We start from the raw sequence: 25688 nt of genomic DNA, 5'->3' as shown, positions 1-25688 counted from the left end.
TAACTTTAGACCAGCTTACTTTTATGAAAAAAATAATTTTAACAGAAAATGCTCCGGCTCCAATTGGACCTTATAACCAAGCTGTTCTTAAAGGAAATACACTTTATACTTCAGGTCAAATTGCGATAAATCCAGCGTCAGGAGAATTGATTACAGAAACCATCGAATTGGAAACCGAACAAGTGATGCAAAACATGAAAGCAGTTCTAGAAGCTGCAGAAATGACATTTGACAACGTTGTAAAAGCAACAATCTTCATTATGGACATGAATGATTTTGGGAAAATAAACACTGTCTACGGTTCTTATTTTAATGAAACAACAGCTCCTGCGCGAGAAACAGTTCAAGTGGCTTGTTTGCCAAAAAACGTAAATGTTGAAATTTCAATGATTGCAATACTTTAATATTTAATAGCAACATTGAGTTAAGCAATATACATTCCGTTTGGAACTATTTCAAATAATATTAAATCAAAAAATCACTGGCAATTTACTTTTAATCAAGTAAATTGTCAATGATTTTTTTTAGTTCAAAACTGAATTTCTCTAGCTGAAACTATTTATTTGCTATGTGGTACGCAATAAGTCCGTCAATAGGTCTTCTTAAAACATTACCTAATTGCAATTCATATTTATCAAAAGTTTCTTGTAATTCATCTTTTAGATAAAAAGCAATCGAACCTACAAAATGTACAGGAACTTCTTTACAATTATCATATTGTTTGATATAATTTTTCACAAAAGATTTCATTCCTTTAAAAATAATTTTTCTGCAGAATTCTGTTTCTTTATGTTGAATTAAAAACTTTGCGAAAGTAGCCAAGTACGCATTTGGATTTGGTTCTTTGTACAATTTGCTTTTTATCGCATCTGGATCTAAATCGTATTCTTTTTCAAATTCGACTGCTAGTTCTTTTGGCATTTTGTTGAAATAATACTTTCTGATTAGTTCTTTACCAAAAACATTTCCACTACAATCATCCATGGCAATATAACCTAGGGACTGTACTTTTTGGTGTAATTCTTTACCATCAAAATAACTGCAATTTGATCCTGTTCCTAAAATTGAAACAATTGCCTTCTCTCCTTTTGGAGTTGTTGCATAAACTGCTGCATAGGTATCTTCTTTCACGTCAATAATAGCGTTAGGAAAATAAGTTTGAAAAACTTGTGAAAGTGTAATTTTCATTCTATCAGTGCCGCAACCGGCGCCATAAAAAAACAAATGGCTTGCATTTTTTTTATTTTGTAAAATATCAAAACGATCATTCAAACGTTCAATAATTTCATCTGCATCAAGAACTTCAGGATTTAACCCTAATGTTTGTGTTGTAAACAATACTTTTCCATGGTCATCTATTGCAATCCAATCAGCTTTTGTAGAACCACTATCAACTATTAATCTCATATTCTTTTGGTTTTTCGGTTTCGGAGTTACCTGTTTTTAATTGCGTTTAACGGAAAACATCTATCTTAAAAAGTAACAAAAAATAAAATCCCGTTAAAATAAAGATAACGGGATTTGTAAATATAAAGAATTATTTTAAACCTGCAATGTGAACAGATAAATCAATTAATTTGCTAGAATATCCGTATTCATTATCATACCAAGAGATGATTTTGAAAAAAGTAGAATTCAATCCAATCCCCGCATGAACATCAACAATAGAGGTTCTTGGATCAGAAATAAAATCCTGAGATACTACTAAATCTTCTGTATATCCTAAAATACCTTTCATAGTAGTTTCAGAAGCCTTTTTCAATACTGCCATTACTTCTTCATAAGAAGTTTCTTTAGCCACTTTTACTGTTAAATCTACCACAGAAACGTCAGCTGTAGGAACACGCATCGACATACCTGTTAATTTTCCGTTCAATGATGGAATCACTTTACCAACTGCTTTTGCAGCACCAGTTGATGATGGAATAATGTTTAAGTTTGCTGCACGTCCACCTCTCCAGTCTTTCTTAGAAGGACCATCTGTAGTCATTTGAGTTGAAGTTGTTGCGTGAACCGTAGTCATTAAAGCTTCAACTATTTCAAAATTATCGTGAATAACTTTAGCTAAAGGAGCTAAACAGTTTGTTGTACAAGAAGCATTAGAAACAACCATATCCGTAGCTTTCGCTTCAGTATGGTTAACTCCCATTACAAACATTGGCGCATCAGCAGAAGGAGCAGAAATAATTACTTTTTTAGCACCACCTTTAATGTGCTCGGTTGCAGTTTCAATAGTAGTAAAAAAACCAGTACATTCAGCAACTACATCAACATCAACCTCATTCCATTTTAAATCTGCTGGATTTCTTTCAGCTGTAATACGAATGTTTTTTCCGTTCACAAAAAGTTGTCCTTCTTTTACTTCGACAGTTCCGTTGAAACGTCCGTGAACTGAGTCATATTTTAATAAGTATGCCAAGTGATCTACATCTAATAAATCATTGATCGCTACTACTTCAACGTTATCTCTGTTGAAAGACTCTCTGAAAACGATTCTTCCAATTCTTCCAAAACCGTTTATTCCTAATTTTACTTTTGACATTTTACTTTAATTTTTTTGTTTATTTTATATTAACTTCATATAAAGTCTAATTTCCTCACAATAAACTTTAACCACTTATGTAGACATAATGTCTGAAACTCTTAATAATTCTCTATCAATCTCTGTTTTGCCTTTGATTGCTTGTTCTAAAGGTGTCAACGAAACTTTATCATTTTGTAATCCAACCATATAATTTGATTTACCTTCTATTAATGACTCAACAGCTTTCACTCCTAGTCTACTGGCTAAAACTCTATCAAAACACGAAGGCGAACCACCACGTTGCATATGACCTAAAACAGAAACTCTAACATCATATTCAGGCAAATTAGCTTCGACATAATCTTTTAATTCGAATACATTTTTACCTATTTTATCTCCTTCTGCTATAACTACTATACTGGATGATTTACCTGAAGCTTTACTTTTTTGCAAAGATTCCAATAATCGATCTAAACCTAAATCTTCTTCTGGAATAAGAATTTCCTCTGCTCCTGCTCCAATACCGGCATTCAAAGCAATATGACCGGCATCTCTACCCATTACCTCTACAAAGAATAAACGGTTGTGAGAACTCGCAGTATCTCTAATTTTGTCAATTACATCTACTACAGTATTCAGCGCGGTATCATATCCTAAAGTATGGCTCGTTCCAAAAATATCATTGTCAATGGTTCCCGGAATTCCCATCACAGGAAAATTAAACTCCGTATTAAACAACAACCCTCCTGTAAAAGTTCCGTCACCACCTATTACCACTAAAGCATCAATTCCGGCTTTGATAAGATTTTCATGTGCTTTTTTTCTTCCTTCTGGTGTTTTAAATTCTAGAGATCGAGCCGATTTCAAAATCGTTCCGCCTTTATTTACAATGTTGTTGACACTTCGGGGTCCCATTTCTTTGAAGTCTCCTTCAATCATTCCCTGATATCCTCTATAAATTCCTATACATTCTATGTTATGATAAGCACAAGTACGAACAACTGAGCGAATTGCTGCGTTCATCCCTGGTGAGTCTCCTCCTGAGGTGAGAACGCCAACTTTTTTTATTGTTTTTGGCATTATTTAAGTATTAAAGCGTAAAATTAGCAAACATAAACCATTTTCAAGGCTGTGTGTTTAATAAATTAGTAAAGCATTATGAATTCAAACGTTTTCGTTGATAAGTTTTTTAGAAACTCAAATAAATTGAATTTTATTTAACAAAAGTGAAAAATAACTAACTTTTATTTAACAATTAACAATTCGTCTGTTTTTTCACTATTAAACGAGTCGATATACTGCATAATTTATTAGCAAGAAATCATAAAGTTTTTTCCTGTTTGGATCTAAAAAAAAAATTGTGGATTTAAGTATGTACGTTTTGGTTTACTGCAAAACAGTTTGAGGCGTCACTTTTTTTCAATTCAAAATGATATTGCCTCCAAGTCCAAAGTGTGACAACTAGTCTTCTTCAGGTATCAAACCTTCTTGATTTTTTTTGATTTTTTCAGTATTCGTTTTTTTTGATTTTGAAAAATTAATATAATCCGGAGATAAATTTGAATCTTGATCTTCCGAAACCGGAGCTGAAAGACTCTCAAATTTGAGATTTTTAAATATTTTATTGACAAATTCTTTGAACGTATCAAAATCGACTTCATAAGAAACCCCTAAACCTTGCGTGTAGCCAATTCCTTGACCAACATAATTAATGTCATTTTCTTTATTAAAAAGTCGTAAATTAAGCGTTCCGTCCTGGTTAACTCGATATAAAACTTCAACGTCGCCTACAATTGCTGATTCATTAATTCCGCCAAAAGGAACTCCCAGTTTACCATTGATGGTCACTCTTTCATTAATTTTAGATGAAATTGTAGCAACAAATCTTCCGTCGGTTTCTTTTCCTATTCTTCTGTCGGCACCAATAAAATTAAGTCCAACTTTAAATTTTTCATCATCAGATTGAATAATCCCACCTAAAATACTCGAAGCGGTTTCAAATAAACTTCCAGAGAAATCAGACTGGTTCACTCCTTCCGGACTCAAAAATCCCCCTGAAGATAGTAAATACAACGCCTGCGTCTGACGGACATCTTTGTCGTTTAATTTATATTGAATTTCCGATTTCAATACATTACTTACTGTTGGAAATTCAATATTAAAATCAGGTTCAGGACTAGTTAAATCACCTCGAAGCCCAATCACTACTTCAACGGGAACTTTGGTATTAAAGGAGGAGTTATCCAATAAAACAGCAGGATTCGCCGAAGTTTTATAGATTGCTTCCAAGTTTAATTGCGCCTTCATAGGATTTCCTTCCCATGTAATTGAACCTCCTTTTTTTACTTCAAATTTCTTATCAATAAGCCCACCGTATTTGAAATTATAGGTTCCTTCATACGCCTGGAAATCACCCCACATATTGAATCTTCCCAAAGTATTAATTTTAAACAAAAGCGATCCAAAACCTTTTCCTTTCATTCCGTGACCAGTATTTCGGTCCAAAATCACTTCTACTTCGGCGTCTGGTGTAATATCAAAATCAAATTCTAATTCTAGTCCGTTGTAATTTCTGCTGTTTTCAACAATACCATTTTCCAGATTGTATTTTTCCTTAGCCGTTACAAAATGAATAAAGATATTATCACTAACACTTTCGGCATTATTTATAGGTATTTTTACCGCAGTTCCTTTCTCAGATTTAGCTTCAACTTTTATAAACAAGGAATTTGTGGGCCCCTTAATAGTTGCCTTTCCATCTATAAACGCTGTACCATAATATGCTGCATCTTCACTATCTTTAGTATCTAATGCTAATAATCTTTTAGAATTAATGGCTAAATCTAACTTCCAATCCGTAAAATTATTATGTTCAATACTTCCGTTTAAGTTTCCTTTTGTTCCATATTTAGTGTCGGTCAGCGTATTATTTCTAAAGAGAAACTTTTCATCCGTCAAATCAATAATCGTATTATCGCTCAAACCATAATCTACATTCAGATACGGTATTGTAATTCCAGCAGCATCTAAATAAAGACGACCGCTAATATTAGGTTTTTTAAGATTTCCTTCAATCGTTGAATTCCCTGAAATATAACCTCGTATATTAGACAATACTTCACCGCCAAGAGAGTTTAAAGTTGCAATATTGAATTTATCAAATTTCAATTGTAAATCTAAAATTGTTTCTTTATTCACTATTTCAAAACTTCCATCCGCTTTGAATAAATCAACATTTTCATTTTCTAAATTCGAATTGATGTTGAATTTCCTCAGACTTTCGTCGCCTTCAATATCAAAATTTAACGTTCCTAAATCCGTTTTATTCACGTTCAATTTGTCAATAATAATAGAAGCTGTCGGTTGGTAAACGTCGTTATTCTGCTTGAAATTCACTTCTCCATTTATATTTCCATGGACTACAAACTTTTCATTGACGGGCGTAATCTGATTTAAATCAACGTCTTTAAAACTCAACTTCAAATCCTTAATGGTAGTGTCCTTAAAAACCCCAGCTAATGAAATAGATTGGTCTTCATGCGATAATATGATGTTATCAATATCAAAATTCTTGAATGATTTATCAAAAACAATCTGGTTGTCTGGTGTTTCATTTTCATTTAAAAACCAAAGATAATCCTTGAATTTAACCTCCGATTTACTAATTCCTACGACATTATTATTATCCTTATTGATGGTGTGGTATAAATTCAGGTTATAATAATCTTCCGCTTTTGGACCACCTTTAAATTCAGAACGAAAGAACAACGTATCTTTCATCGTAACATTTATCAGGCTAAAATCGCGTATTTTATAATATTTCGTCTTAATACTATCTAATTCTATATAAGCATTATACAATGGGTTTTTATTATCCACTGAAACTCTAATATTATCAAGTGTATTGTTCGCAGCAATAATCTGAGGTGAATTAAAATTGAGTTTAAACTCCTGATTATCGGAGTTAATACTTCCTTTTACAATAGTATTGGAGCCAATTGAAATTTCAGGATAAAATATCTCGATGATCTTATTATAGATGGAAAAATTAAACTTTAGGAACTGTCCTTTTTTGACTTTACTAGGTTTGAAATTCGTGTAAAGACTTCCAAGAGAATTTTTAACCAAATTTTCCAATTGATTGAATTCATATTTACCCACAATTTCACCCTGAACAATATCTGGAGAATTTACGGTTATCGTTCGTACTCTATTGCTGTCAAAAGTTGAATTTATTGCAAAATCATCAAAATTATAAGTGTCTTTTGCATTTTTATATGACGTTTTGTTTATGTAGACATTTCCCTGAAAGTTCTCGATATTATTCCCTGAAGCCTGAACCACAACATCGCCTTTAAACACCGAAACCGAATCTTTCATTAACTTCAACTTATACAAATCTGCATTTTCAACGTTGATATGAAAATCGTAACGGCTATCTTTTTTACTCAAGTCCAATAATCCATCAAAATTCATGATCAAATTTGGGTCGTTAACAGAAATTTGACCTTTATAGTAAGGACTTTTAAGCGTACCGTCGACAACAATATTGGTATAATTGTAATTTTTATAATCTATTTGACTAATATCTCCTTTGATGGCAGTATCTAAAAATTTTTGTTTAAAACCTTTTCCATCAACATCAATATTCAAACTAACGCGACCCAAATCTTTTTGATCCAATAATGTTCCAATGTCAAAATTATCAAAGATTACATTCCCTAAATAAGAAGCCTTGTCAATTACATTTATATTTTGAATCGCCAATTTTGAAGTTACTTTTCCCAATGCGGTAATCATAGAAAAATCAGCATCAACTGCTGTAGTTGAAACATTAGAAGTTCCCGAGGCAGAAAATCGACCTAACTTTTTTAAGGAACTAGGTAATTTAGTTCCTAAAATATTTGGGAGTATAACTACCAAATCTCCATAACTTGACGTTAACTTATCAAACTTAGCGTACATGGAGAATTTTTGACCTTTTTTGGCAAACAAATTTTTAAAATTGATATCTCCGTTGATTTGTGTTTTGCGGTCATCAACTAATTTCAAGTTTTTAAATTTCAGATCATTCAGCGTCCCCTTAATACTTGCTTTAGCATAAAAATGCTGGTTTTTACCAATTTCTTTATAAAAATAACGAATATCATTTGAAGCTATGGAAGCCGAATTTAATTGGATATCAAACAGTACTTTATCAGTAAAATTGGAGAAATCTTCAATTTTATAGTTCAACAAAACCGTTCCAACCAGCGTAGATTCTTTGGTCAATAAATCAAGATTTTCAAGCTTTATGTTTTTCTTTGAATATGTGAATTTTGATTTCAAATTTTTAACATATAAACCCCGAAAGTCAAGAAATGACATTTTGTTTATAGTAGTAGTCACGTCTGGACCAAATATCAAGAAATCCGTTACGGATGCGTTAAGTTTTGTTAAATCAAGATCTTTTGGATTGTCTCTATTATCATCGGTTAAGATAAAACGTCCGTCAAAAATTTGAAGCTTATTTGCTTTAAGCAAAAACTTTCTGCTGGAAGGTTTCCCGGTTTCAAAAGCTTTAATGAATTTATCAAGATTAGATTCTTTTTCGTTTTTATAAGTTCTCAGATTAAAAAGCAAACCATGCAAATCCAAACCATCAAAAATCAAATCACCATTAAGTAGTTTCTTACTTTCCAAAATAGTGGTTGAAATTCTTTCGGAGTAAATTAAAGTGTCTTTATGGTGGTCCAGAATCAATACTTTTTTAAATTTCAACCCACCAAAAACCGAAACGGCAACACCATCAATGGTAATATTAGTTCCAAAATCCTTATTGATACTATTAGTAAAATAACGTGCAATTTTCGTTTGAACAACTGGCATAGTAACCGCAATAGCAAGTACCAACAAAAGCAGGATTAATCCAAGCAGCAAGCGCAACGCTATTTTTATAACTTTTTTGATACCTATTTACTATTTAATGTTCTAAAATTTGATTTTGCCATTGGAAACGGGGTGCCTTTGATAAAAATTCTTTAATTTTGGCTTTTGACAAAGAAATATTTTTCTATAATTGACCCATCAAATGTAATTCAAAATTTGTGCCTTTTTATGCAAAATCCTGAGGTTTTTATTCTTGCTATCGAAAGTTCCTGTGACGATACTGCTGCTGCCATTTTACAAAACGATAAAGTACTATCAAATGTTGTGGCAAATCAGCTCATTCATAATCAATACGGCGGCGTAGTTCCTGAACTCGCCTCTCGTGCGCATCAACAAAATATAGTTCCCGTTGTCGATGCTGCTCTTCGCAAGGCAAATATACAAAAAGAACAACTATCCGCAATTGCTTTCACTCAAGGTCCTGGCCTTATGGGTTCGCTTTTGGTAGGAAGTTCTTTTGCAAAATCATTGGCGCTGGCGTTGCAAATTCCATTGATAGCAGTAAACCACATGCAAGCCCATGTTTTGGCTCATTTTATTGATGAAGATGGTTTTGAAAAACCTAGCTTTCCCTTTTTGGCGTTGACCATAAGTGGCGGACATACTCAAATAATTAAAGTAGATAACTTTTTTGACATGACGGTGATTGGCGAAACTACTGACGATGCAGTAGGTGAAGCCTTTGACAAAAGTGCGAAAATTTTAGGTCTTCCCTATCCAGGCGGTCCGTTGATTGATAAATATGCGCAACTTGGTAATCCAAAAGCATTTGCATTTACAAAACCTAAAGTTCCCGGTTTAGATTTTAGTTTCTCTGGTTTGAAAACGGCAATTTTATATTTTATTCAAAAGAAAAAATTAGAGAATCCAAATTTCGTCGATGAAAACCTCCATGATATTTGCGCTTCGATTCAGTTTACCATTATAGAAATTTTGATGGACAAATTGAAATTGGCCGTAAAAGAAACCGGAATAAAACAGATTGCTATTGGTGGTGGCGTTTCTGCTAATTCTGGAATTAGAAATACGTTGAAAGAAGCCGAGAACAAATACGGATGGAAAACATTTATTCCAAAATTTGAATACACCACTGATAATGCTGCCATGATTGGAATTGTGGGTTATCAAAAATTTTTAACACAAACATTTGAAACTTCCGCTGTCGTTTCTAAAGCAAGAATACAACTATAAATTATGCAATTATTTTACAATCCAACTATTACAGAATCCACTGAAGTTTTTTCTTTCGATAAAGAAGAAAGTAAACATATCATCAAAGTATTGCGCAAAAAAGATACCGACCTACTATATGTTACCAATGGTCTGGGATTTTTATTTAAAACTGAAATCACATTGGCTTCCGACAGTAAATGCACGGTTAAAATCATTTCTTTCGAGAAAGCTGCTCCTTCAAAATTCAGATTGCATCTGGCTGTAGCGCCCACTAAAATGAATGACCGCTATGAATGGTTTCTAGAGAAAGCCACCGAAATAGGCATACAGGAGATTACACCAATTATTTGCGATCACTCCGAACGTAAAATAATAAACAATGAACGCTTTGATAAAATTTTATTGACAGCGATGAAGCAATCTAATGAATTATATCTGCCTAAATTGAATCCCGCTATCACTTTTAAGGAATTTGTAAAACTTAAAAATGAAGATGTAAAACTAATTGCGCATTGTGAAGAAACAGATAAAAAAACATTGAAATCCGTTTTGAAACCAAATGAAAATATTACTATGCTGATAGGTCCTGAAGGTGACTTTTCCGAAAAAGAAATTGCTCTAGCACTTGAAAATGATTTTACTGCCGTTTCATTGGGAAACACCAGATTACGCACAGAAACTGCAGCAATTGTTGCCTGTCACAGTGTAGTATTTGTTAATGAGGACTAATTGATTTAATTATGAGGCAACTGTTTTATCTTCTTTTAATCCTTTCAACACCGTTGTTTTCGCAAGAAATTGCACTCGTAAAATACAGTGGCGGTGGCGATTGGTATGCTAACCCAACTTCACTGCCAAACTTGATAAAATATTGCAACACCAATATTAATACCCGTATAAAAACAAAACCGGCAACTGTTGAACCAGGAAGTCCCGATTTATTTTCATATCCTTATGTACACCTCACTGGTCACGGAAATATCGTTTTCAATGAAGCTGAAGTAAGCAATCTTAAAAATTATTTATTGGCGGGAGGATTTCTTCATGTAGACGATAATTATGGGATGGATCAATACATAAGAAAAGAAATAAAAAAAGTATTCCCCAATAATGACTTAGTTGAAATTCCAGCGAATCATCCTATTTTCCAAAAACCTTATACATTTCCTGCTGGCTTACCAAAAATACACCAACACGATGGAAAACGACCTCAGGCATTTGGCATTTTTATAGAAAACAAACTTGTACTGTTGTATACCTACGAATGCGATTTAGGAGACGGCTGGGAAGATCCGGAAGTCAACAACGATCCTGCATCAGTACGCGAAAAAGCATTAAAAATGGGCGCAAACATCATTAGTTATATTTTCAGTAACTAAACGCAATCTAATACCATCTATCTATTCCAATTTCTTTAGTATCTTTTTTTATTTTAAAGATCAAATTGTAGTTTATTTTTAAAGCTACATTGAAAACGTCTCTAACATAAATATAGAAAAATATCTTTTTCTATATTTTATGTTTTTAAAAATCAGTCCATTACTTTAGACTATTTGTGATGCTGTAGTTAACAAAATTGACCTAAAAAATCTTGATTAATACTAATTATGCTCAAGTAGCACATTTCTATATTTCAAGCAAATCAGCGCATTATCAGAACAAATGATAACGAAGGTCACAAATCATTCAATTAAACACACTAAAAGAAGTAATTCTTTATCGAATAGTAAATTCAAACATAAGAAAATACATTGAAAATTAAAAATCGAAATTTACGGAAACCCGTAATATCTACAAGTTAGAAATTATTCAATAAAAAAGTTGAGTAATTATTTTTTTTGTGAAATATTTGTTATAAAATTGTGAAATAATTAACCAAATCTATTAATTTATAACAAATCTATTATGAAAAAAATTATTTTATCTGCTGCAGCATTTTTGATGCTTTTCTCTTGTCAGAATGACACAACAGAAACTACTCCAGAGACGAGTGCTACATTACGCCGCGGCTGTGCTTCACATGAAGTGCTTGCTGCTCAAATGAAAGCTGATCCTACATTAGCCTTGAGAATGAATAAAATTGAAGCTTTAACTCAAAAAGCTATGACCTCAGGACGTTTAGTAAATGGAAAAATAGAAATTCCTGTTGTGGTTAATGTACTATATAGAACTGCCGCAGAAAATATTTCATTAGCACAAATTCAATCACAGATTGACGTATTAAATGAGGACTTCAATGCTACGAATGCAGATTTTAGCAGCACTCCGGCTTTGTTCTCTAATGTTGCAGCAAACGTAGGAATAACATTTGTACTCCAAAATGTAGTTAGAAAATCAACCAGAACGGTTTCCTTCTCCACTAATAATGCGATGAAAACTGCAAGCAAAGGAATAGCGCCTACTTCACCAACGACGGTCTTGAACATGTGGTCATGCAACATGGGAGGCGGTATCCTTGGATATGCACAGTTCCCTGGAGGATCATCAGCAACTGACGGGGTTGTTATGGATGACAATGCATTTGGACGAACAGGTACAGCTGCAGCACCCTTTAACTTAGGAAGAACAGCAACGCACGAGGTGGGGCACTGGATGAACTTACGCCATATTTGGGGTGATGCAACTTGTGGAAGCGATTTAGTTTCTGACACACCTACACACAATACAGCAAACTATGGCGTTCCTGCTTACCCACATTACAGTACTTGTGCTGGAACTCCGGTAGAAATGTCTATGAACTACATGGATTATACCGACGACAGAGGAATGTACATGTTCTCTAACGGTCAAAAATCAAGAATGGCTGCGATTTTTGTTTCAGGTGGAGCAAGAGCAAGTTTCGGAATATAATTTCTCTCAAAATTAATAAAAAGAGGTGACCTTAAATTAGACTCCCCAAAAAAGTTAAACACTATTTGGGGCAGTGGAAAAGTCACCTCTTTTTAATTTAAAAGACTATAACTATATTTTTTTAACATGATTATACAGAAGACATAATCTCCATAAATTTTATTTACTGGAATATGTTGCTTTAGTCTAAAATAGTAAAACTAGAATCTTTATTGTTCCGATACTAAGCACATAATTTTAACTCTTTTTTTTTTAAAATTATTTTTCAAATAAATGTTATGAAAGTTTGTTATTAGTAAAAATTAAAAAACAGTTAACCAAAACCATTACTTTAGAACAAATTTATTATGAAAAAAATTCTTTTATCTGCTGTAGCATTATTGATGCTTTTTTCTTGTCAAAATGACACAACAGAAATTACTCCTTCAGCTGATGCAGCTACAAAACGTGGTTGCGCATCTCAAGAGGTGTTAGCTGCCCAAATGAAGGTTGACCCAACTTTAGCCTTAAGAATGAACGAAATTGAAGCTTTCACACAAAAAGCAATGTCAACAGGCCGTTTAGTAAACGGAAAAATTCAAATTCCTGTAGTAGTGAACGTACTTTATAGAACAACAGCTGAAAATATTTCATTAGCTCAAATTCAATCACAAATTGATGTTTTAAATAAAGATTTTAACGCAACGAATTCCGATTTTAATCAAGTTCCTTCTTTATTTTCAGGTGTAAAAGCGAATGTAGGAATCTCTTTTGTACTAGAAGCTGTTTATAGAAAAGCTACTACAAAAACTTCTTGGGGTACTAACGACGCTATGAAAATTGCTTCTCAGGGCGGAATTGCTCCAACTACTCCAACTACTAGGATGAACCTTTGGGCTTGTACTATTGGTGGTGGAATCTTAGGTTATGCTCAATTTCCTGGTGGGTCTTCTTCTACTGATGGTGTTGTAATTGATTCAAAGTATTTAGGAAATACTGGCACAGCCGTTTACCCTTTCAACTTAGGAAGAACAGCTACTCATGAAGTTGGTCACTGGATGAACTTACGTCACATTTGGGGTGATGCAACTTGTGGAAGCGATTTAGTTTCTGACACACCTACACACAATGCAGCAAATGCTGGAGTTCCAGCATATCCACATTACAGTACTTGTTCTGGTAACCCAGTCGAAATGACAATGAACTATATGGATTATACTGATGATAGAGGAATGTATATGTTCTCTAACGGTCAAAAATCAAGAATGGCTGCCGTTTTTGTTTCAGGTGGATCAAGAGCAAGTTTCAGATTGTAGTTTTTTAGTTTTTTAGAATCCGAAACTCGCTACTTGTTAGCGAGTTTTTTTTATATTTACAAACTAAAATATAAACATGATTACTTCAAAAACTATTTCAAACGGAATTCTTAGAGCATTATTAACAATAACTTTTTGTGCACTAGTATTGTTCTTTTTTTATCAAATTCAATCCGTACTGATTTATCTTGTTGTATCGTTCATACTCACATTAATAGGGAATCCCATTTTAGACTTTTTTAAAAAGCGATTAAAATTCAATCATATTGTTGCAACGATAGCAACATTGTTTATTTTCATATTAATCATTTTTGGTTTTATAATGATGTTCGTCCCTTTGATCTTATCTCAAGGACAAAACCTGTCACTTCTCAACACTGCTGAAATTGAAAAAAACATAGTTCAGTTAATCAATCAAATTACCGTTTTTCTGGACAATCACCAAATTGACTCTGCTCAAGTTTTACAAGAAGCAAACATTACCTCCAAAATAAATTTTAATTTTATACCTAACTTTTTAAATACGATTCTAGGTACACTAAGTAGTTTAGGCGTTGCATTAGGTTCTGTTTTATTCATTACTTTTTTCTTTTTAAAAGATAGACTCATGTTCATTGTAGGAGCAAAAAAACTAATTCCAAATAGCCATGAAGATCAAATATTACATTCATTAGAAAAAATTAATCACTTGCTATCTCGCTATTTTATTGGATTATTGCTTCAATTATTCATTGTTTTCCTTTTATACCTAATTGTGTTATTCCTTTTTGGAGTTCCAAACGCGCTTGTCATTGCCTTTTTATGTGCAGTTTTGAACATTATCCCCTATATTGGACCGCTTATTGCATCCGTTTTAGCTGCCATTCTAACTATGTTAAGCAATCTGGGAAGTGATTTTCAAACTGAAATTTTGCCTACCACCATTTATGTTTTAATTGGTTTCTGGATTGTTCAAATAATTGATAACAATTTATCTCAGCCAATTATTTTCTCCAAAAGCGTAAGCTCACATCCGCTGGAAATATTTCTTGTTATTCTGATTGCCGGTTTCCTTTTTGGAATATTAGGAATGATAGTCGCTGTTCCTTTATACACCATAATTAAAGTAATGGGTAAAGAATTTTTCCCCGAAAACAAAATTATCATGCTATTAACAAAAGATATTTAATGTTGGATTTAATGCTTTTAAATCCCGAAATACAAGCATTTATCAATGCGAATATTGGCGCGAGCATTTCGAAATTAGCGCTCCAAAAAAATCCATTTCCTGACGTGGATTGGATTCGTATTTTGAATCAAATCGAAGCAAAAACAAAAGCAAAAGATAAATTACCAAATTGGTTTTCAACCGAAAATATTATTTATCCAAGTAAAATATCAATAGAACAAACTTCATCACAAAAAACAGCAGAATATAAAACTTCCATAGTTTCTGGTGAAAGTTTAATTGATTTGACGGGAGGTTTTGGTGTAGACGATTATTATTTTGCAAAAAAAATAAAAAATATCGTCCATTGCGAAATCAGTTTAGAATTATCAGCGGTTGTAAAACATAATTTTGAGCAATTGAATGTTTCAAATATTTCTTGTTATTCAGGTGATAGTTTGGATACTTTACACCTTTTAAATAAAAAATGGGACTGGATTTACATTGATCCATCCAGACGGAATGATACCAAAGGAAAAGTATTTCTGCTCAAAGATTGCTTGCCTAATGTACCTGAAAATTTAGATTTTTATTTTAAAAATACAGAGGCAATTTTAATCAAAACTGCTCCATTATTGGACATTTCAGCTGGATTATCTGAATTACGACACATAAAAACGATTCATATTGTAGCCATTGATAACGAAGTTAAAGAGTTATTATGGGAAATCCACAAATCTTTTTGTGGTAATACAACTATAAAAACAATAAACATAACAAAGGATAAATCAGACACTTTTGAATTTATTTTGAATGAGGAATCTAATTCTTCAACCTTAAGTTTGCCAAAAAAATATCTTTACGAACCCAATAGTGCAATAATGAAATCTGGTGGATTCGATGCCGTAAGTTCCCTCTACAATTTAGATAAACTTCATAAGCATTCTCATTTATACACTTCGACTGAAATCAAATCTTTTCCAGGACGCGTTTTTGAAATTCAAAAATTTTTGCCGTACAACAAACTGGAAATGAAATCCTTTTTAGAAAACACACAAGCAAATATCACAACACGAAATTTTCCAGACAGCGTTGAAAGTATTCGAAAAAAATGGAAAATAAAAGACGGTGGAAATGTATATTGTTTTTTCACAACCGATGAAAATAATCATAAAATTGTTTTAATTTGCACCAAAATTTCATAAAATGAAATACATTATTACAATAACCATATTATTCTTCAGTCTGAACATATTTGCTCAAAAACCATGTGATTACAGCGCTAATGTAAATGATTCTATTGGGAGTTATAAATCGACCAAAGAATACATGATTAGCGAAAAGAATTTTGCGGGGAATTCCAGTTATATTTTTTATTCTTTGGCATTAACAGATGGATTACCAACTTTAACAGTTCAATTAATTCAAAAAAGTAAAGATTTTATAAAAGCGAATTGTTTCGACAAAAATTCTAAATTATTTTTGCAGTTAACCAATGGAAAAATAATCACATTAATTCATATCGATCAAGAAAATTGCGGCACTATGATACGTGATGAGAAAGGATTTGACAATAGAGTTAATTCCGGAATTTTCATGTTTATGAAAGATAGTTTTCAGGATTTAAAAAGCTCACCTGTATCCATGATGCGAATTAAATATTTAACAGATACCGAAGATTATGTGTTCAAAAAAGAGTTCAAATCTGAATTAACGAGCGAAATTTACAATCCAGAGACCTATTTCATTGATAACTTAAAATGCATTGAATAAGTACTTATTTACAATCCCATTTAGCATTAGAAACTGCATCATTCAATCCAGACTTTAAGTTGTAATGCCACCATTCGGAATCGAAAGAATTAAACCCGTTACTTGTCATTATAGTTTTCAATACTATTCTGTTTTTCTTCACTTCTTCTGAAACATTTAAATAATTGTGACTTGCTTCTATTCCAAAAAAGTCGAAGGAAGTTCCCATGTCTAATTCTTTTCCAAAACGATCTACTAAAGTAATATCTACTGCTCCTCCTCTATTGTGAATAGAACCTTTGGCAGGGTTAGCCACATATTTTGGGTTAGAAACAATTTTCCACATTTTTTTTTGAATATCCAAAGGGCGGTAACAATCAAAGATTTTGATTTTGTAACCTTTTTCAATAAACTTTTTATTAGCTGCAATAAGTGCATTAACCGTTTTTAAACGTAAAAAACATTCTCCACAGTCATAGACTTTTGCTTTTAAGAAGTTATCAGCAGTAGCATATTTCATATCATATTCAAAATCTTGACTATACTGTTTTAAATTGACAAACGTACTGTCATTTACAAACTGATTATTGACTTCAGCCTTATAAATCACATTTTGAGATTTACAGCTAACCATCCAGAAAAGAGAACATAGCAATACGGATAATTTATAGTCGAAATTCATAGCATCTATTTTTTATAAAAATAACACAATTAACGAAGTTTTTCTAATACTTCTAAAAACAAAAAAAGCTGCTCAGAAGAACAGCTTTAAGAATCAAAAAAATCTTATTTTTTATAATATTTCTTATACTTTGGATAGGAAATTGCACCAAACAATGTAATTCCTACAAGAGAATACCAAATCCAACTTAAAGAATGTGCTTCACCACTTGCGTAAGAATGCAATCCTACCAAGTGGAAATTTACGCCATAATACGTAAACAACGTAGAAATAAAAGCGAACATACTCATCAAATTGAAAATCCATTTTCCTCGTAAAGATGGAACAAATCGAGCATGAATGACAAAAGCATATACCATAATAGTAATCAATGCCCATGTTTCTTTTGGGTCCCATCCCCAATAACGTCCCCAACTTTCATTAGCCCATTGTCCTCCAAGGAAGTTTCCAATAGTTAACATTATCAAACCTATCGTCAAGGCTAATTCATTAATATAAGTGATTTCCTGAATATTCAAATCCATTTTGGCTTTGTTTTTTTCATTGGTAAACAAAATCAGTAATAATGAAACAGCACCTAAAATAAATCCTAATGCAAACGGTCCATAACTAGCTACAATTACCGCAACGTGAATCATCAACCAGTAGGAATTCAGTACCGGTTGCAGATTTGCAATTTCCGGGTCAATCCAATTCATGTAGGCTGCAGCCAAAATCATCGCAGTTACAAAAGCTGAAGAAGCCACCGTAAGTTTCGATTTTCTGTCGAAAGCCAATCCAAAAAACATTGTTGCCCAAGCGACATAAATAATCGATTCATAAGCATTACTCCATGGCGCGTGTCCAGAAATATACCATCTTGCAATAAGTCCCAAAGTGTGTAACACAAATAATCCAATTACAACAATGTGCATAAAATTAACTAAATAATTCAATGCCTTTCTTTCTTTGAAGATTTGTAAAATCGTGAAAAACAACATCAAAATCGATGCGAAAATATACCAATACGGTAATTTTTTGAAAACATCATATTTATTATACAACACTTCTGATGTAATTCTTTCTTCACTTGGTCTTACTTTACTTCCAAAACGTTTTTGGAAACCATTGATGCTTTCCAGCAATTCATCGGCAGTTTTGTAATCGTTAGAAGTTGAAGCGTTTGCCAAAGAACCAAAATACAATGGCAATACATTTTTAGTGTATGTTGCTTCCATTCCTTTGAAACCTGCTTCGTTGAGTTCTAAATAGGAAACCCATTTGTTATTTTTATCATCCGGAAGTGGAAAAATCTTTAATATTCGACCGCTTAATGCAGATTCCATCAAGTTTACTTTCTTATCCGTTTCTATAAAATCTTTTTCGAATTGATTAGGATTAGCTGCTTTAAATGCTTCTTCTAAATATTTAGAAAGCTTATAATTTCCTTTGGCATCAAAGAAAGCCACAAAAGGAGCAAATTCTGCTTTTTTGTCGACTCCAATAATTTTTCGAATACTGTCATTCCCGCTTTTGATGTATATAATTGGAATTTCAATCCAGTAACTTGCATATTGCGTCATGGACAAAAATACCTGATCAGAATTCATTCCGTTATACGAATCATCATGACTTACTTTACGCAACAATTCTGATGAAAACGTATTAATTGGTTTCATTCTACCTCCACCATCTTGAATAACAAGCCTACCGAATTTTGCTGCATGTGCTTCAGGCACTTTATATTTAGTAATCAAATCATTCAGTTCATCCTGACTCAATATTTTTTTGGTATGATTAGCATGCGTTGCCGGTGCTGCTTCAGCTTCCGTATGCGCATGTCCTTCGTGATCCGCGTGATTATGTTCCTGTTCTTGTGCGAAACTGCTGAAACTAAAAAACAATACAAGAATAGTTAACAATTTAGCTTTTTTAATTTTCACCACTTCCAGTTTGCGCTTGATATCCGCAAAACGGGAATATTTAGTAAACATAATCGCCATCATTGCAAAATACAACATAAAGTAACCAATGTAAGTCAGTGTGGTTCCCCAAAAATCATGATTTACAGACAAAACCGTTCCTTTTTCGTCTGGATCAAATCCTGATTGAAAAAAGCGATATCCATCATAATCTAAAACATTATTCATATAAATTCTGGCATCAAATGGTTCTTTGTCCTCAACAGTCACCTTACTTTCAAACGAAGAATAACTTTTCTCCGTTCCTGGATATTTCTGGGCAATGAAATCATTCAATTTTATCTTGAAAGGCAATACATACGCTTTACTTCCGTAGAAAAAAGAGTAATCGATATTCCCGATTTTTACAGTTTTGGCCTCTCCTACTTTACCCTTGGAACCTAAAACAGTAACAGTTTGTTCTTGACCTTCAGCCATAACTTTCACCGTTATTGCATCTTCATGATTCTTAGCTTTGAAATCATTATCCGATTCATAATCAACAATTCCTTTTACGGCAGGATCTGGAAACACAAATCGCATTTCGCCAATGCTGTATAACGAACGCATCATCAATGGTTGTAAATTGTCCTTAGTTACTTTTCCTTGTAATTTATCTGCCATTCGCATAAAGTTTCCTTCAAAAGGCGTTTGAATTGTGTAGGCACTTCCTGTAGTGTTGATGTTTATGGCACCATCTGTAAATTTATTTAACGAAAATAATACATTATGTATATTTTGTACTTCACCATCTTTCAAGAAATGCTCGTGTCGACCACTATCTCCAGCTTCTACAATTTTTAAAAATACTGTTCCCTTTGGATCAGGCTTAATGTATTCTTTGGCTCCCATTATGAAATTTTCATATTTTACTTCAAATGGTGTGTCAGCAAACTTTTCGGAAATACGGAAATTATTATTTACAGCCGGAGAAAGCAACACTTGTTTTTCAAAAACCCTGCGCTTCATTTCCCCTTTATATTCGCCATCAACAAAAACAGTCAAAAAAGTTTTATCTGAAAAAATTTGATTTTCTGAAGCGCCTTCGCGAATGGGCATCATCCCTTCATAACTAATGTAACGGGTTACAAAAGCACCCGTAATTATGAAGATAAAAGATAAATGCAGCAATAAAGTAGCCCATTTTTCTTTTTTTAAGAGTTGGTAACGCTTGATATTTCCAATGAAATTGATCACAAAAAATAAGTGAATGGCTTCAAACCACCAGGCATTATAAACTAAAATTTTTGCGGTATCGGTGTTGTATTTACTTTCGATAAAAGTTCCGGTAGCCATGGCAACGGCATAAGAAATAAATAAAAAGGCCATTAAACGTGTAGAAAACAAAAAAGAGAATATTTTTTTATCCATTTTTATGGGATTATGTTTTGTAAAAGTGCCACAAAAGTACTTAAAAATGTTGACTTCTTTATTCTGACATTTGTTAATTAAATCCAAAATTAAGAATGATTCGCGAACCCTGAAAAGGCTCTTTTTAAGACAAAATCAAATTTTTTATTCGTGTAAATTTCGAATAAAACTCTTAATATTTTTTTGCTAATTTTGTCCCATGGTCAAAGTAGTAATTATTGGTTCCGGTAACGTAGCGCAACATCTGATTGCCGCTTTTCAAAATACTCAAATTCTGGGGTCGGAAATTGAGCTTGTTCAGGTGTATTCCAGACAAACAGCAAGTGTTTCCCACCTACTCGATTTGGAACAGATTACAAATGATTTAGACACTTTGGCGGAAGCGGACTTGTATATTATTGCTGTTTCTGACGATGCAATTGGAGCAATTTCATCGCAACTTCCGTTTAAAAACCGGTTGGTTGTGCATACATCAGGAAGTGTTCCACTACATGCTTTGGATGAAGATAACCGAAAAGGAGTTTTTTACCCTTTACAAACTTTTACAAAAAATAAACCCGTTGATTTCAAAATTATACCCATTTGTTTGGAAAGTGAAAATGCAACTGATTTTCAATTACTGGATAAAGTAGCCAAATCAATTTCTGAAAAAGTTTTCGCAATCAATTCAGACCAACGCAAAGCCTTACATGTGGCAGCGGTATTTGTCAATAATTTTACGAATCATTTGTACCAAATAGCTCAGGAAATTTGCCAGGAACATCAAGTGCCTTTCGAAATTTTGAAACCTTTAATCGCTGAAACCGCCAATAAAATCATGGTGCTTTCTCCGGAAGAGGCGCAAACTGGTCCTGCAAAACGCAATGACACAGAAACTATTGCAGCACATGAAGCTTTTTTATTACAGGCAAATCATTTAGATATTTATAAAACACTAACACAATCAATACAAGAGAATGGCAAAAAGTTATAAGGAAATAATGAACGATATCACTACTTTTATTTTTGATGTCGATGGCGTACTTACTGACAGTTCTGTTTTTGTAACCAATGAAGGAGAAATTCTGCGTACGATGAACATTCGCGATGGTTATGCGATGAAAGCTGCAGTTGAAAGCGGTTATAATGTATGTATAATTTCGGGAGGAAGTAATGAAGGCGTTCGGGTCAGACTGCGAAATCTTGGCATTACTAATATTTATTTGGGCACACCCGATAAAGTAGAAACCTTTGATGAATATACTGATGTTTACCAAATAAATCCGGAACACGTTTTATATATGGGCGATGATATTCCAGATTATCATGTGATGAAATTAGTAGGATTACCAGCTTGTCCTCAAGATGCAAGTCCAGAAATCAAAGGGATTTCAAGTATATTTCGCATAAAAATGGAGGAAAAGGCGCTGCGAGAGATGTCATTGAACAAGTGATGAAAGCGCAAGGAAAATGGATGGCGCATTTTGACGGGAAACACGATTAGTGCTATTTTAAATATTAAATTATAAATTTTAAATGACATCTGTGGTTCCATTTCTAAAACTCATCCGATACCAAAACCTGCTCATGCTTGCTTTTATGCAGCTTATTTTTAGGTACGGATTTTTTAAAATTCAAAATATTCCTTTGGCATTAACGGATTGGCAATATGGATTATTGGTATTGTCAACCGTTTTGATTGCTGCTGGTGGCTATGTCATTAATAATATTTTTGACCAACAAACGGATGCTATCAACAAACCCAATATGGTTGTTGTGGGCAAAAATATTTCGGAAACAAAAGCCTATAATTTTTACATTGGACTTACTGTAACAGGCGTGGCGATTGGTTTCTATTTATCAAATGTTATAGCCAAACCAGGTTTTGCATCCATTTTTATTCTGATTGCAGCTACACTTTATTTATATGCCACAAGCCTGAAACAAATGATGCTCATTGGCAATATTATTGTAGCATTATTGCTTTCGTTTAGTGTAATTATAATTGGGATTTTTGATTTATATCCTGCCACAGGATTAGACAATCAACAACAAATGGGATTGTTTTTTTCGATCTTATTAGATTACGCCATTTTTGCTTTTATGATTAATCTGCTTCGGGAAATCGTTAAAGATATTGAAGATACTGATGGTGATTACAACCAAGGAATGAACACATTACCCATTGCAATAGGAAAATCGAGAACTGCAAAAATAGTTTTTGGATTGAGTTTTATTCCACTTTTTTTTATTTTGTTTTACATAAATAAATACTTATTTGAATTACTATTCGTTACCATTTATCTGTTGCTTTTTGTTGTAGGTCCGCTGGTTTTTTTCACTGTAAAAATGTGGACGGCTACAACCAAAAAAGAATTCCATTTTTTGAGTATACTTTTAAAATGGATTCTACTTTTTGGAATTCTTTCCGTTATTGTTATCAGTTTAAACATGAAATATAATGCTTAGAAATAAATTAAAAAAATACACTTTAATTCTGGCTTCGGGTTCACCGAGACGTCAGCAATTTTTCAAAGATTTAGACTTGGATTTTGAAATCCGATTAAAAGAAATTGAAGAAATTTATCCACCTGAATTACAAGCGCACGAAATCACTAATTATTTGGCTGAATTGAAAGCAAGCGCTTTTGAAGGAGAATTAAAACCAAATGAAATTCTGATTACCAGCGACACTATTGTCTGGCATAACAATACTGCTTTGGGTAAACCAAAAGACGAACAACATGCTTTCGAAATATTGAAATCATTATCGAATGCTACTCATGAAGTTATCACTTCGGTTTGTTTTAAAACGAATGAAAAAATAAAAATTTTATACGAAATAACAAAAGTCACTTTCAATGAATTAAGCGATAAATCGATTCGCTATTATTTGGAAAACTACAAACCATATGACAAAGCAGGTTCGTATGGAATACAAGAATGGATTGGGTTTGTAGGCGTTTCAAAAATTGAAGGTTCGTATGCTAATGTGATGGGAATGCCAACGGATAAAGTCTACGAATATTTAAATAATTTAGCCTAGTCGTTTTATGGAAATATCATTTATACAGGAATTTACTCGGGAACTAATTGCAACCGGAATCTTAGGGATTTTACTGATTTTATTGCGAATAATTTCAACAAAATTAGTCCGACGCTATGCAAAACTAAATCAAAAGCTGGAACACAGAACCAATCTAGTTATCAAATACATTCATTTATTGATAAATATCCTGGTGATTATTTCTTTAATACTAATTTGGGGAGTTCAGACTCAAGACATTATTATTGCGCTTTCATCAATCACAACTGTTGTAGGCGTTGCTATGTTTGCCCAATGGTCTATTTTGAGTAACATTACTTCCGGTATTATTTTGTTTTTTTCTTTTCCTTTTAAGATAGGTGATATTATCAAAATACATGATAAAGATTTCCCAATTGAAGCAGAAATAGTAGACATTGGAGCTTTTCATGTTTTTTTAAAAACAAATGACGATGAAAACATTATTTACCCAAACAACCTTCTTTTACAAAAAGGAATCTCAATATTAAAAAATCATTTTGAAAATAAAGAATTCGTAGATTAATTCATAACTTTATGAATGAAAAATTTATTTTCATTCATAAATCTCTTGATTAAGAAGTGATAATTATGCAACAATTGCTAAAAAATATGTAATACTTTAATTTTTATATTTACACATATTTGTCGGTTGCTAACTGGTAAAAAACAGTTGATTTATAAAACAAAACCAAAAGATATGAATGACATCCTGAAACTTCCATTTTACGCAAAATTAAGCTTGACTTTATTGGGTTTAATTTCTATTGTCTTTATTTTTTATATTGGTCAAGACATATTGATTCCTGTAATGATGTCGTTTTTATTTGCCATATTATTGTATCCTATTGTTCAGTTTTTCAAATCAAAACTTCGTTTTCCACATGTCTTGGCTGTAATGATAGCAGTGATATTGTTTGTCTTAATTTTTATAGCTCTTTTTGTATTCCTATCTTTTCAGATTAGTGATTTTGCTGATGATTTTGATAAAATTGAAAGAAACATTAATATTCATCTTAGTAATATCCAAGGATTTGTCAGAGATAATTTTCATTTAAGTTCCAGAGAACAAAAACAGTATATTGATACTGCAGCTGAAGATTCAATGGAAAAAGGAAAAGAAATCATTGGAACTACCCTAATGTCTTTTACAGATACTTTAGTCAATTTGACTTTGATACCGATTTATACCTTTTTAATTCTTTTATACAGAACTCATTTTTTATTGTTCCTATCTAAATTAGTTAAAAAGGAAAATCACGAACAGTTAAAAAACATTTTAACAAATGTTAGAGTAGCCATCAACAGTTACATTGTAGGTTTGATTATTGAAATGATTTTAATATCTATAATGACAACGCTTGGTTTTATGCTTATAGGTGTAAAATACGCTATTTTATTGGGAATAATAACAGGAATTCTAAATCTGATTCCGTACATCGGAATTCTATTTGCCGGCGTTTTAAGTATTGTTGCTTCGCTTACCGGTTCCCCTGATTTATCAATAATCATTGGTGTTATTGTAATTACTATTGTCGTTCAGCTTATTGACAATAATATTATTGTTCCTTTGATTGTAAGTTCTAAAGTTGAAATAAACGCATTTATATCGATTGTCGGAATCATTATTGGTGGAGCAATTGCAGGCATTTCTGGAATGTTTTTAGCACTTCCTATTCTAGCTGTTTTAAAAGTGATTTTCGATAGAATTGAATCTTTAGAACCTTGGGGATATTTAATGGGCGATCATTTACCTAAAACATACACGTGGCGTAAAATCAAATTACCCCTATTTGATTCTGAAGCACCAGCGGAAAATATGATTATAAAAGCTGATGTTGTTGTTCCGATTTTTACTGAAACTACTACAGAAAATGATTCAAACCGAACCAATAGTTAGATTAAGTATTCAAAAAAATATTAGTTTCGAATTCTGAACTTTTACATCCTTATGCAATCATAGAGCTATACTCTTGAGTTGCT

20 protein-coding genes and 1 pseudogene are annotated in these 25688 nt (G+C 32.7%); 15 read left to right on the top strand and 6 right to left on the bottom strand.

Features of this window, described 5'->3' with window-relative positions; translation table 11 throughout:
* The first annotated feature begins 23 nt into the window (after positions 1–23).
* Positions 24–404, top strand: coding sequence for a RidA family protein (locus AC0J6S_RS10795; protein WP_474953815.1), 381 nt, complete (start codon positions 24–26; stop codon positions 402–404).
* A 151-nt stretch (positions 405–555) separates the two neighbouring features.
* Here the strand turns inward: AC0J6S_RS10795 and AC0J6S_RS10790 are convergent, their stop codons facing one another.
* From AC0J6S_RS10790 to AC0J6S_RS10775, 4 genes are all read right to left on the bottom strand, one after another.
* Entirely contained in the window at positions 556–1407 is an 852-nt protein-coding gene (locus AC0J6S_RS10790; RefSeq protein ID WP_474953814.1) for an N-acetylglucosamine kinase, read from the bottom strand.
* Positions 1408–1537: 130 nt separating this feature from the next.
* A complete protein-coding gene (gap, locus tag AC0J6S_RS10785; RefSeq protein WP_474953813.1) occupies positions 1538–2542 on the bottom strand; it encodes a type I glyceraldehyde-3-phosphate dehydrogenase in 1005 nt (334 codons plus the stop codon).
* 75 nt (positions 2543–2617) lie between these two features.
* The gene (gene pfkA / locus AC0J6S_RS10780; RefSeq protein WP_474953812.1) at positions 2618–3604 is read right to left on the bottom strand and encodes a 6-phosphofructokinase; all 987 of its coding nucleotides are present in this window, start codon (positions 3602–3604) and stop codon (positions 2618–2620) included.
* 381 nt (positions 3605–3985) lie between these two features.
* Complete coding sequence (locus tag AC0J6S_RS10775; RefSeq protein WP_474956352.1) at positions 3986–8392, bottom strand: translocation/assembly module TamB domain-containing protein; 4407 nt, start codon at positions 8390–8392, stop codon at positions 3986–3988.
* A 228-nt stretch (positions 8393–8620) separates the two neighbouring features.
* Between AC0J6S_RS10775 and tsaD the strand changes: the two genes are divergently transcribed.
* From tsaD to AC0J6S_RS10735, 8 genes are all read left to right on the top strand, one after another.
* Positions 8621–9643 carry a tRNA (adenosine(37)-N6)-threonylcarbamoyltransferase complex transferase subunit TsaD gene (tsaD, locus tag AC0J6S_RS10770; protein ID WP_474956351.1) on the top strand — a complete coding sequence of 341 codons (1023 nt, stop codon included), beginning with the start codon at positions 8621–8623 and terminating at the stop codon, positions 9641–9643.
* 3 nt (positions 9644–9646) lie between these two features.
* The gene (locus tag AC0J6S_RS10765; protein WP_474953811.1) at positions 9647–10354 is read left to right on the top strand and encodes a 16S rRNA (uracil(1498)-N(3))-methyltransferase; all 708 of its coding nucleotides are present in this window, start codon (positions 9647–9649) and stop codon (positions 10352–10354) included.
* Between the two features lie 11 nt (positions 10355–10365).
* A complete protein-coding gene (locus AC0J6S_RS10760; protein WP_474953810.1) occupies positions 10366–11004 on the top strand; it encodes a DUF4159 domain-containing protein in 639 nt (212 codons plus the stop codon).
* A gap of 526 nt (positions 11005–11530) precedes the next feature.
* The gene (locus tag AC0J6S_RS10755; protein WP_474953809.1) at positions 11531–12475 is read left to right on the top strand and encodes a zinc metalloprotease; all 945 of its coding nucleotides are present in this window, start codon (positions 11531–11533) and stop codon (positions 12473–12475) included.
* A 347-nt stretch (positions 12476–12822) separates the two neighbouring features.
* Complete coding sequence (locus tag AC0J6S_RS10750) at positions 12823–13770, top strand: zinc metalloprotease (protein ID WP_474953808.1); 948 nt, start codon at positions 12823–12825, stop codon at positions 13768–13770.
* 76 nt (positions 13771–13846) lie between these two features.
* A complete protein-coding gene (locus tag AC0J6S_RS10745) occupies positions 13847–14938 on the top strand; it encodes an AI-2E family transporter (protein WP_474953807.1) in 1092 nt (363 codons plus the stop codon).
* Between the two features lie 2 nt (positions 14939–14940).
* Positions 14941–16122 carry a THUMP-like domain-containing protein gene (locus tag AC0J6S_RS10740; RefSeq protein WP_474956350.1) on the top strand — a complete coding sequence of 394 codons (1182 nt, stop codon included), beginning with the start codon at positions 14941–14943 and terminating at the stop codon, positions 16120–16122.
* Between the two features lies 1 nt (position 16123).
* Positions 16124–16690 carry a hypothetical protein gene (locus AC0J6S_RS10735; RefSeq protein ID WP_474953806.1) on the top strand — a complete coding sequence of 189 codons (567 nt, stop codon included), beginning with the start codon at positions 16124–16126 and terminating at the stop codon, positions 16688–16690.
* Between the two features lie 4 nt (positions 16691–16694).
* On the opposite strand, the gene AC0J6S_RS10730 is transcribed toward AC0J6S_RS10735, so the two are convergent.
* The gene (locus AC0J6S_RS10730) at positions 16695–17351 is read right to left on the bottom strand and encodes a M15 family metallopeptidase (RefSeq protein ID WP_474953805.1); all 657 of its coding nucleotides are present in this window, start codon (positions 17349–17351) and stop codon (positions 16695–16697) included.
* Positions 17352–17455: 104 nt separating this feature from the next.
* Positions 17456–20662 (bottom strand): cytochrome c biogenesis protein, encoded by a 3207-nt coding sequence (locus AC0J6S_RS10725; RefSeq protein WP_474953804.1) that lies wholly within the window; start codon positions 20660–20662, stop codon positions 17456–17458.
* A 199-nt stretch (positions 20663–20861) separates the two neighbouring features.
* Between AC0J6S_RS10725 and AC0J6S_RS10720 the strand changes: the two genes are divergently transcribed.
* The 6 genes and pseudogenes from AC0J6S_RS10720 (at position 20862) to AC0J6S_RS10695 (ending at position 25605) form a co-directional block, all read left to right on the top strand.
* Positions 20862–21635, top strand: a complete 774-nt coding sequence (locus AC0J6S_RS10720; protein ID WP_474953803.1) for a Rossmann-like and DUF2520 domain-containing protein — start codon at positions 20862–20864, stop codon at positions 21633–21635.
* Positions 21619–22145, top strand: a pseudogene (locus AC0J6S_RS10715) (KdsC family phosphatase). The gene AC0J6S_RS10720 and the pseudogene AC0J6S_RS10715 overlap by 17 nt, the downstream one beginning before the upstream one ends.
* An 83-nt stretch (positions 22146–22228) precedes the next feature.
* Positions 22229–23110, top strand: a complete 882-nt coding sequence (locus AC0J6S_RS10710; RefSeq protein ID WP_474953802.1) for a geranylgeranylglycerol-phosphate geranylgeranyltransferase — start codon at positions 22229–22231, stop codon at positions 23108–23110.
* Entirely contained in the window at positions 23103–23687 is a 585-nt protein-coding gene (locus tag AC0J6S_RS10705) for a Maf-like protein (RefSeq protein WP_474953801.1), read from the top strand. The genes AC0J6S_RS10710 and AC0J6S_RS10705 overlap by 8 nt, the downstream gene beginning before the upstream one ends.
* 7 nt (positions 23688–23694) lie before the next feature.
* Positions 23695–24231: a mechanosensitive ion channel domain-containing protein gene (locus tag AC0J6S_RS10700; RefSeq protein ID WP_474953800.1), complete on the top strand. Its 537-nt coding sequence runs from the start codon at positions 23695–23697 to the stop codon at positions 24229–24231.
* A gap of 174 nt (positions 24232–24405) precedes the next feature.
* Complete coding sequence (locus AC0J6S_RS10695; RefSeq protein ID WP_474953799.1) at positions 24406–25605, top strand: AI-2E family transporter; 1200 nt, start codon at positions 24406–24408, stop codon at positions 25603–25605.
* Positions 25606–25688 lie beyond the last annotated feature (83 nt).

It is taken from the genome of Flavobacterium sp. TS_SC_5 (assembly GCF_056156265.1).
This window is presented reverse-complemented; position numbering and strand designations above follow the sequence as displayed.

Coding starts and splice junctions, on each gene's coding strand:
- AC0J6S_RS10735 (WP_474953806.1), top strand. CDS start 16,124: ATGAAATACATTATTACAATAACCATATTATTCTTCAGTCTGAACATA.
- AC0J6S_RS10725 (WP_474953804.1), bottom strand. CDS start 20,662: ATGGATAAAAAAATATTCTCTTTTTTGTTTTCTACACGTTTAATGGCC.
- AC0J6S_RS10790 (WP_474953814.1), bottom strand. CDS start 1,407: ATGAGATTAATAGTTGATAGTGGTTCTACAAAAGCTGATTGGATTGCA.
- AC0J6S_RS10705 (WP_474953801.1), top strand. CDS start 23,103: ATGCTTAGAAATAAATTAAAAAAATACACTTTAATTCTGGCTTCGGGT.
- AC0J6S_RS10730 (WP_474953805.1), bottom strand. CDS start 17,351: ATGAATTTCGACTATAAATTATCCGTATTGCTATGTTCTCTTTTCTGG.
- AC0J6S_RS10720 (WP_474953803.1), top strand. CDS start 20,862: ATGGTCAAAGTAGTAATTATTGGTTCCGGTAACGTAGCGCAACATCTG.
- AC0J6S_RS10745 (WP_474953807.1), top strand. CDS start 13,847: ATGATTACTTCAAAAACTATTTCAAACGGAATTCTTAGAGCATTATTA.
- AC0J6S_RS10755 (WP_474953809.1), top strand. CDS start 11,531: ATGAAAAAAATTATTTTATCTGCTGCAGCATTTTTGATGCTTTTCTCT.
- AC0J6S_RS10760 (WP_474953810.1), top strand. CDS start 10,366: ATGAGGCAACTGTTTTATCTTCTTTTAATCCTTTCAACACCGTTGTTT.
- AC0J6S_RS10700 (WP_474953800.1), top strand. CDS start 23,695: ATGGAAATATCATTTATACAGGAATTTACTCGGGAACTAATTGCAACC.
- AC0J6S_RS10775 (WP_474956352.1), bottom strand. CDS start 8,392: ATGCCAGTTGTTCAAACGAAAATTGCACGTTATTTTACTAATAGTATC.
- AC0J6S_RS10795 (WP_474953815.1), top strand. CDS start 24: ATGAAAAAAATAATTTTAACAGAAAATGCTCCGGCTCCAATTGGACCT.
- gap (WP_474953813.1), bottom strand. CDS start 2,542: ATGTCAAAAGTAAAATTAGGAATAAACGGTTTTGGAAGAATTGGAAGA.
- AC0J6S_RS10750 (WP_474953808.1), top strand. CDS start 12,823: ATGAAAAAAATTCTTTTATCTGCTGTAGCATTATTGATGCTTTTTTCT.
- AC0J6S_RS10695 (WP_474953799.1), top strand. CDS start 24,406: ATGAATGACATCCTGAAACTTCCATTTTACGCAAAATTAAGCTTGACT.
- AC0J6S_RS10710 (WP_474953802.1), top strand. CDS start 22,229: ATGCTTGCTTTTATGCAGCTTATTTTTAGGTACGGATTTTTTAAAATT.
- tsaD (WP_474956351.1), top strand. CDS start 8,621: ATGCAAAATCCTGAGGTTTTTATTCTTGCTATCGAAAGTTCCTGTGAC.
- pfkA (WP_474953812.1), bottom strand. CDS start 3,604: ATGCCAAAAACAATAAAAAAAGTTGGCGTTCTCACCTCAGGAGGAGAC.
- AC0J6S_RS10765 (WP_474953811.1), top strand. CDS start 9,647: ATGCAATTATTTTACAATCCAACTATTACAGAATCCACTGAAGTTTTT.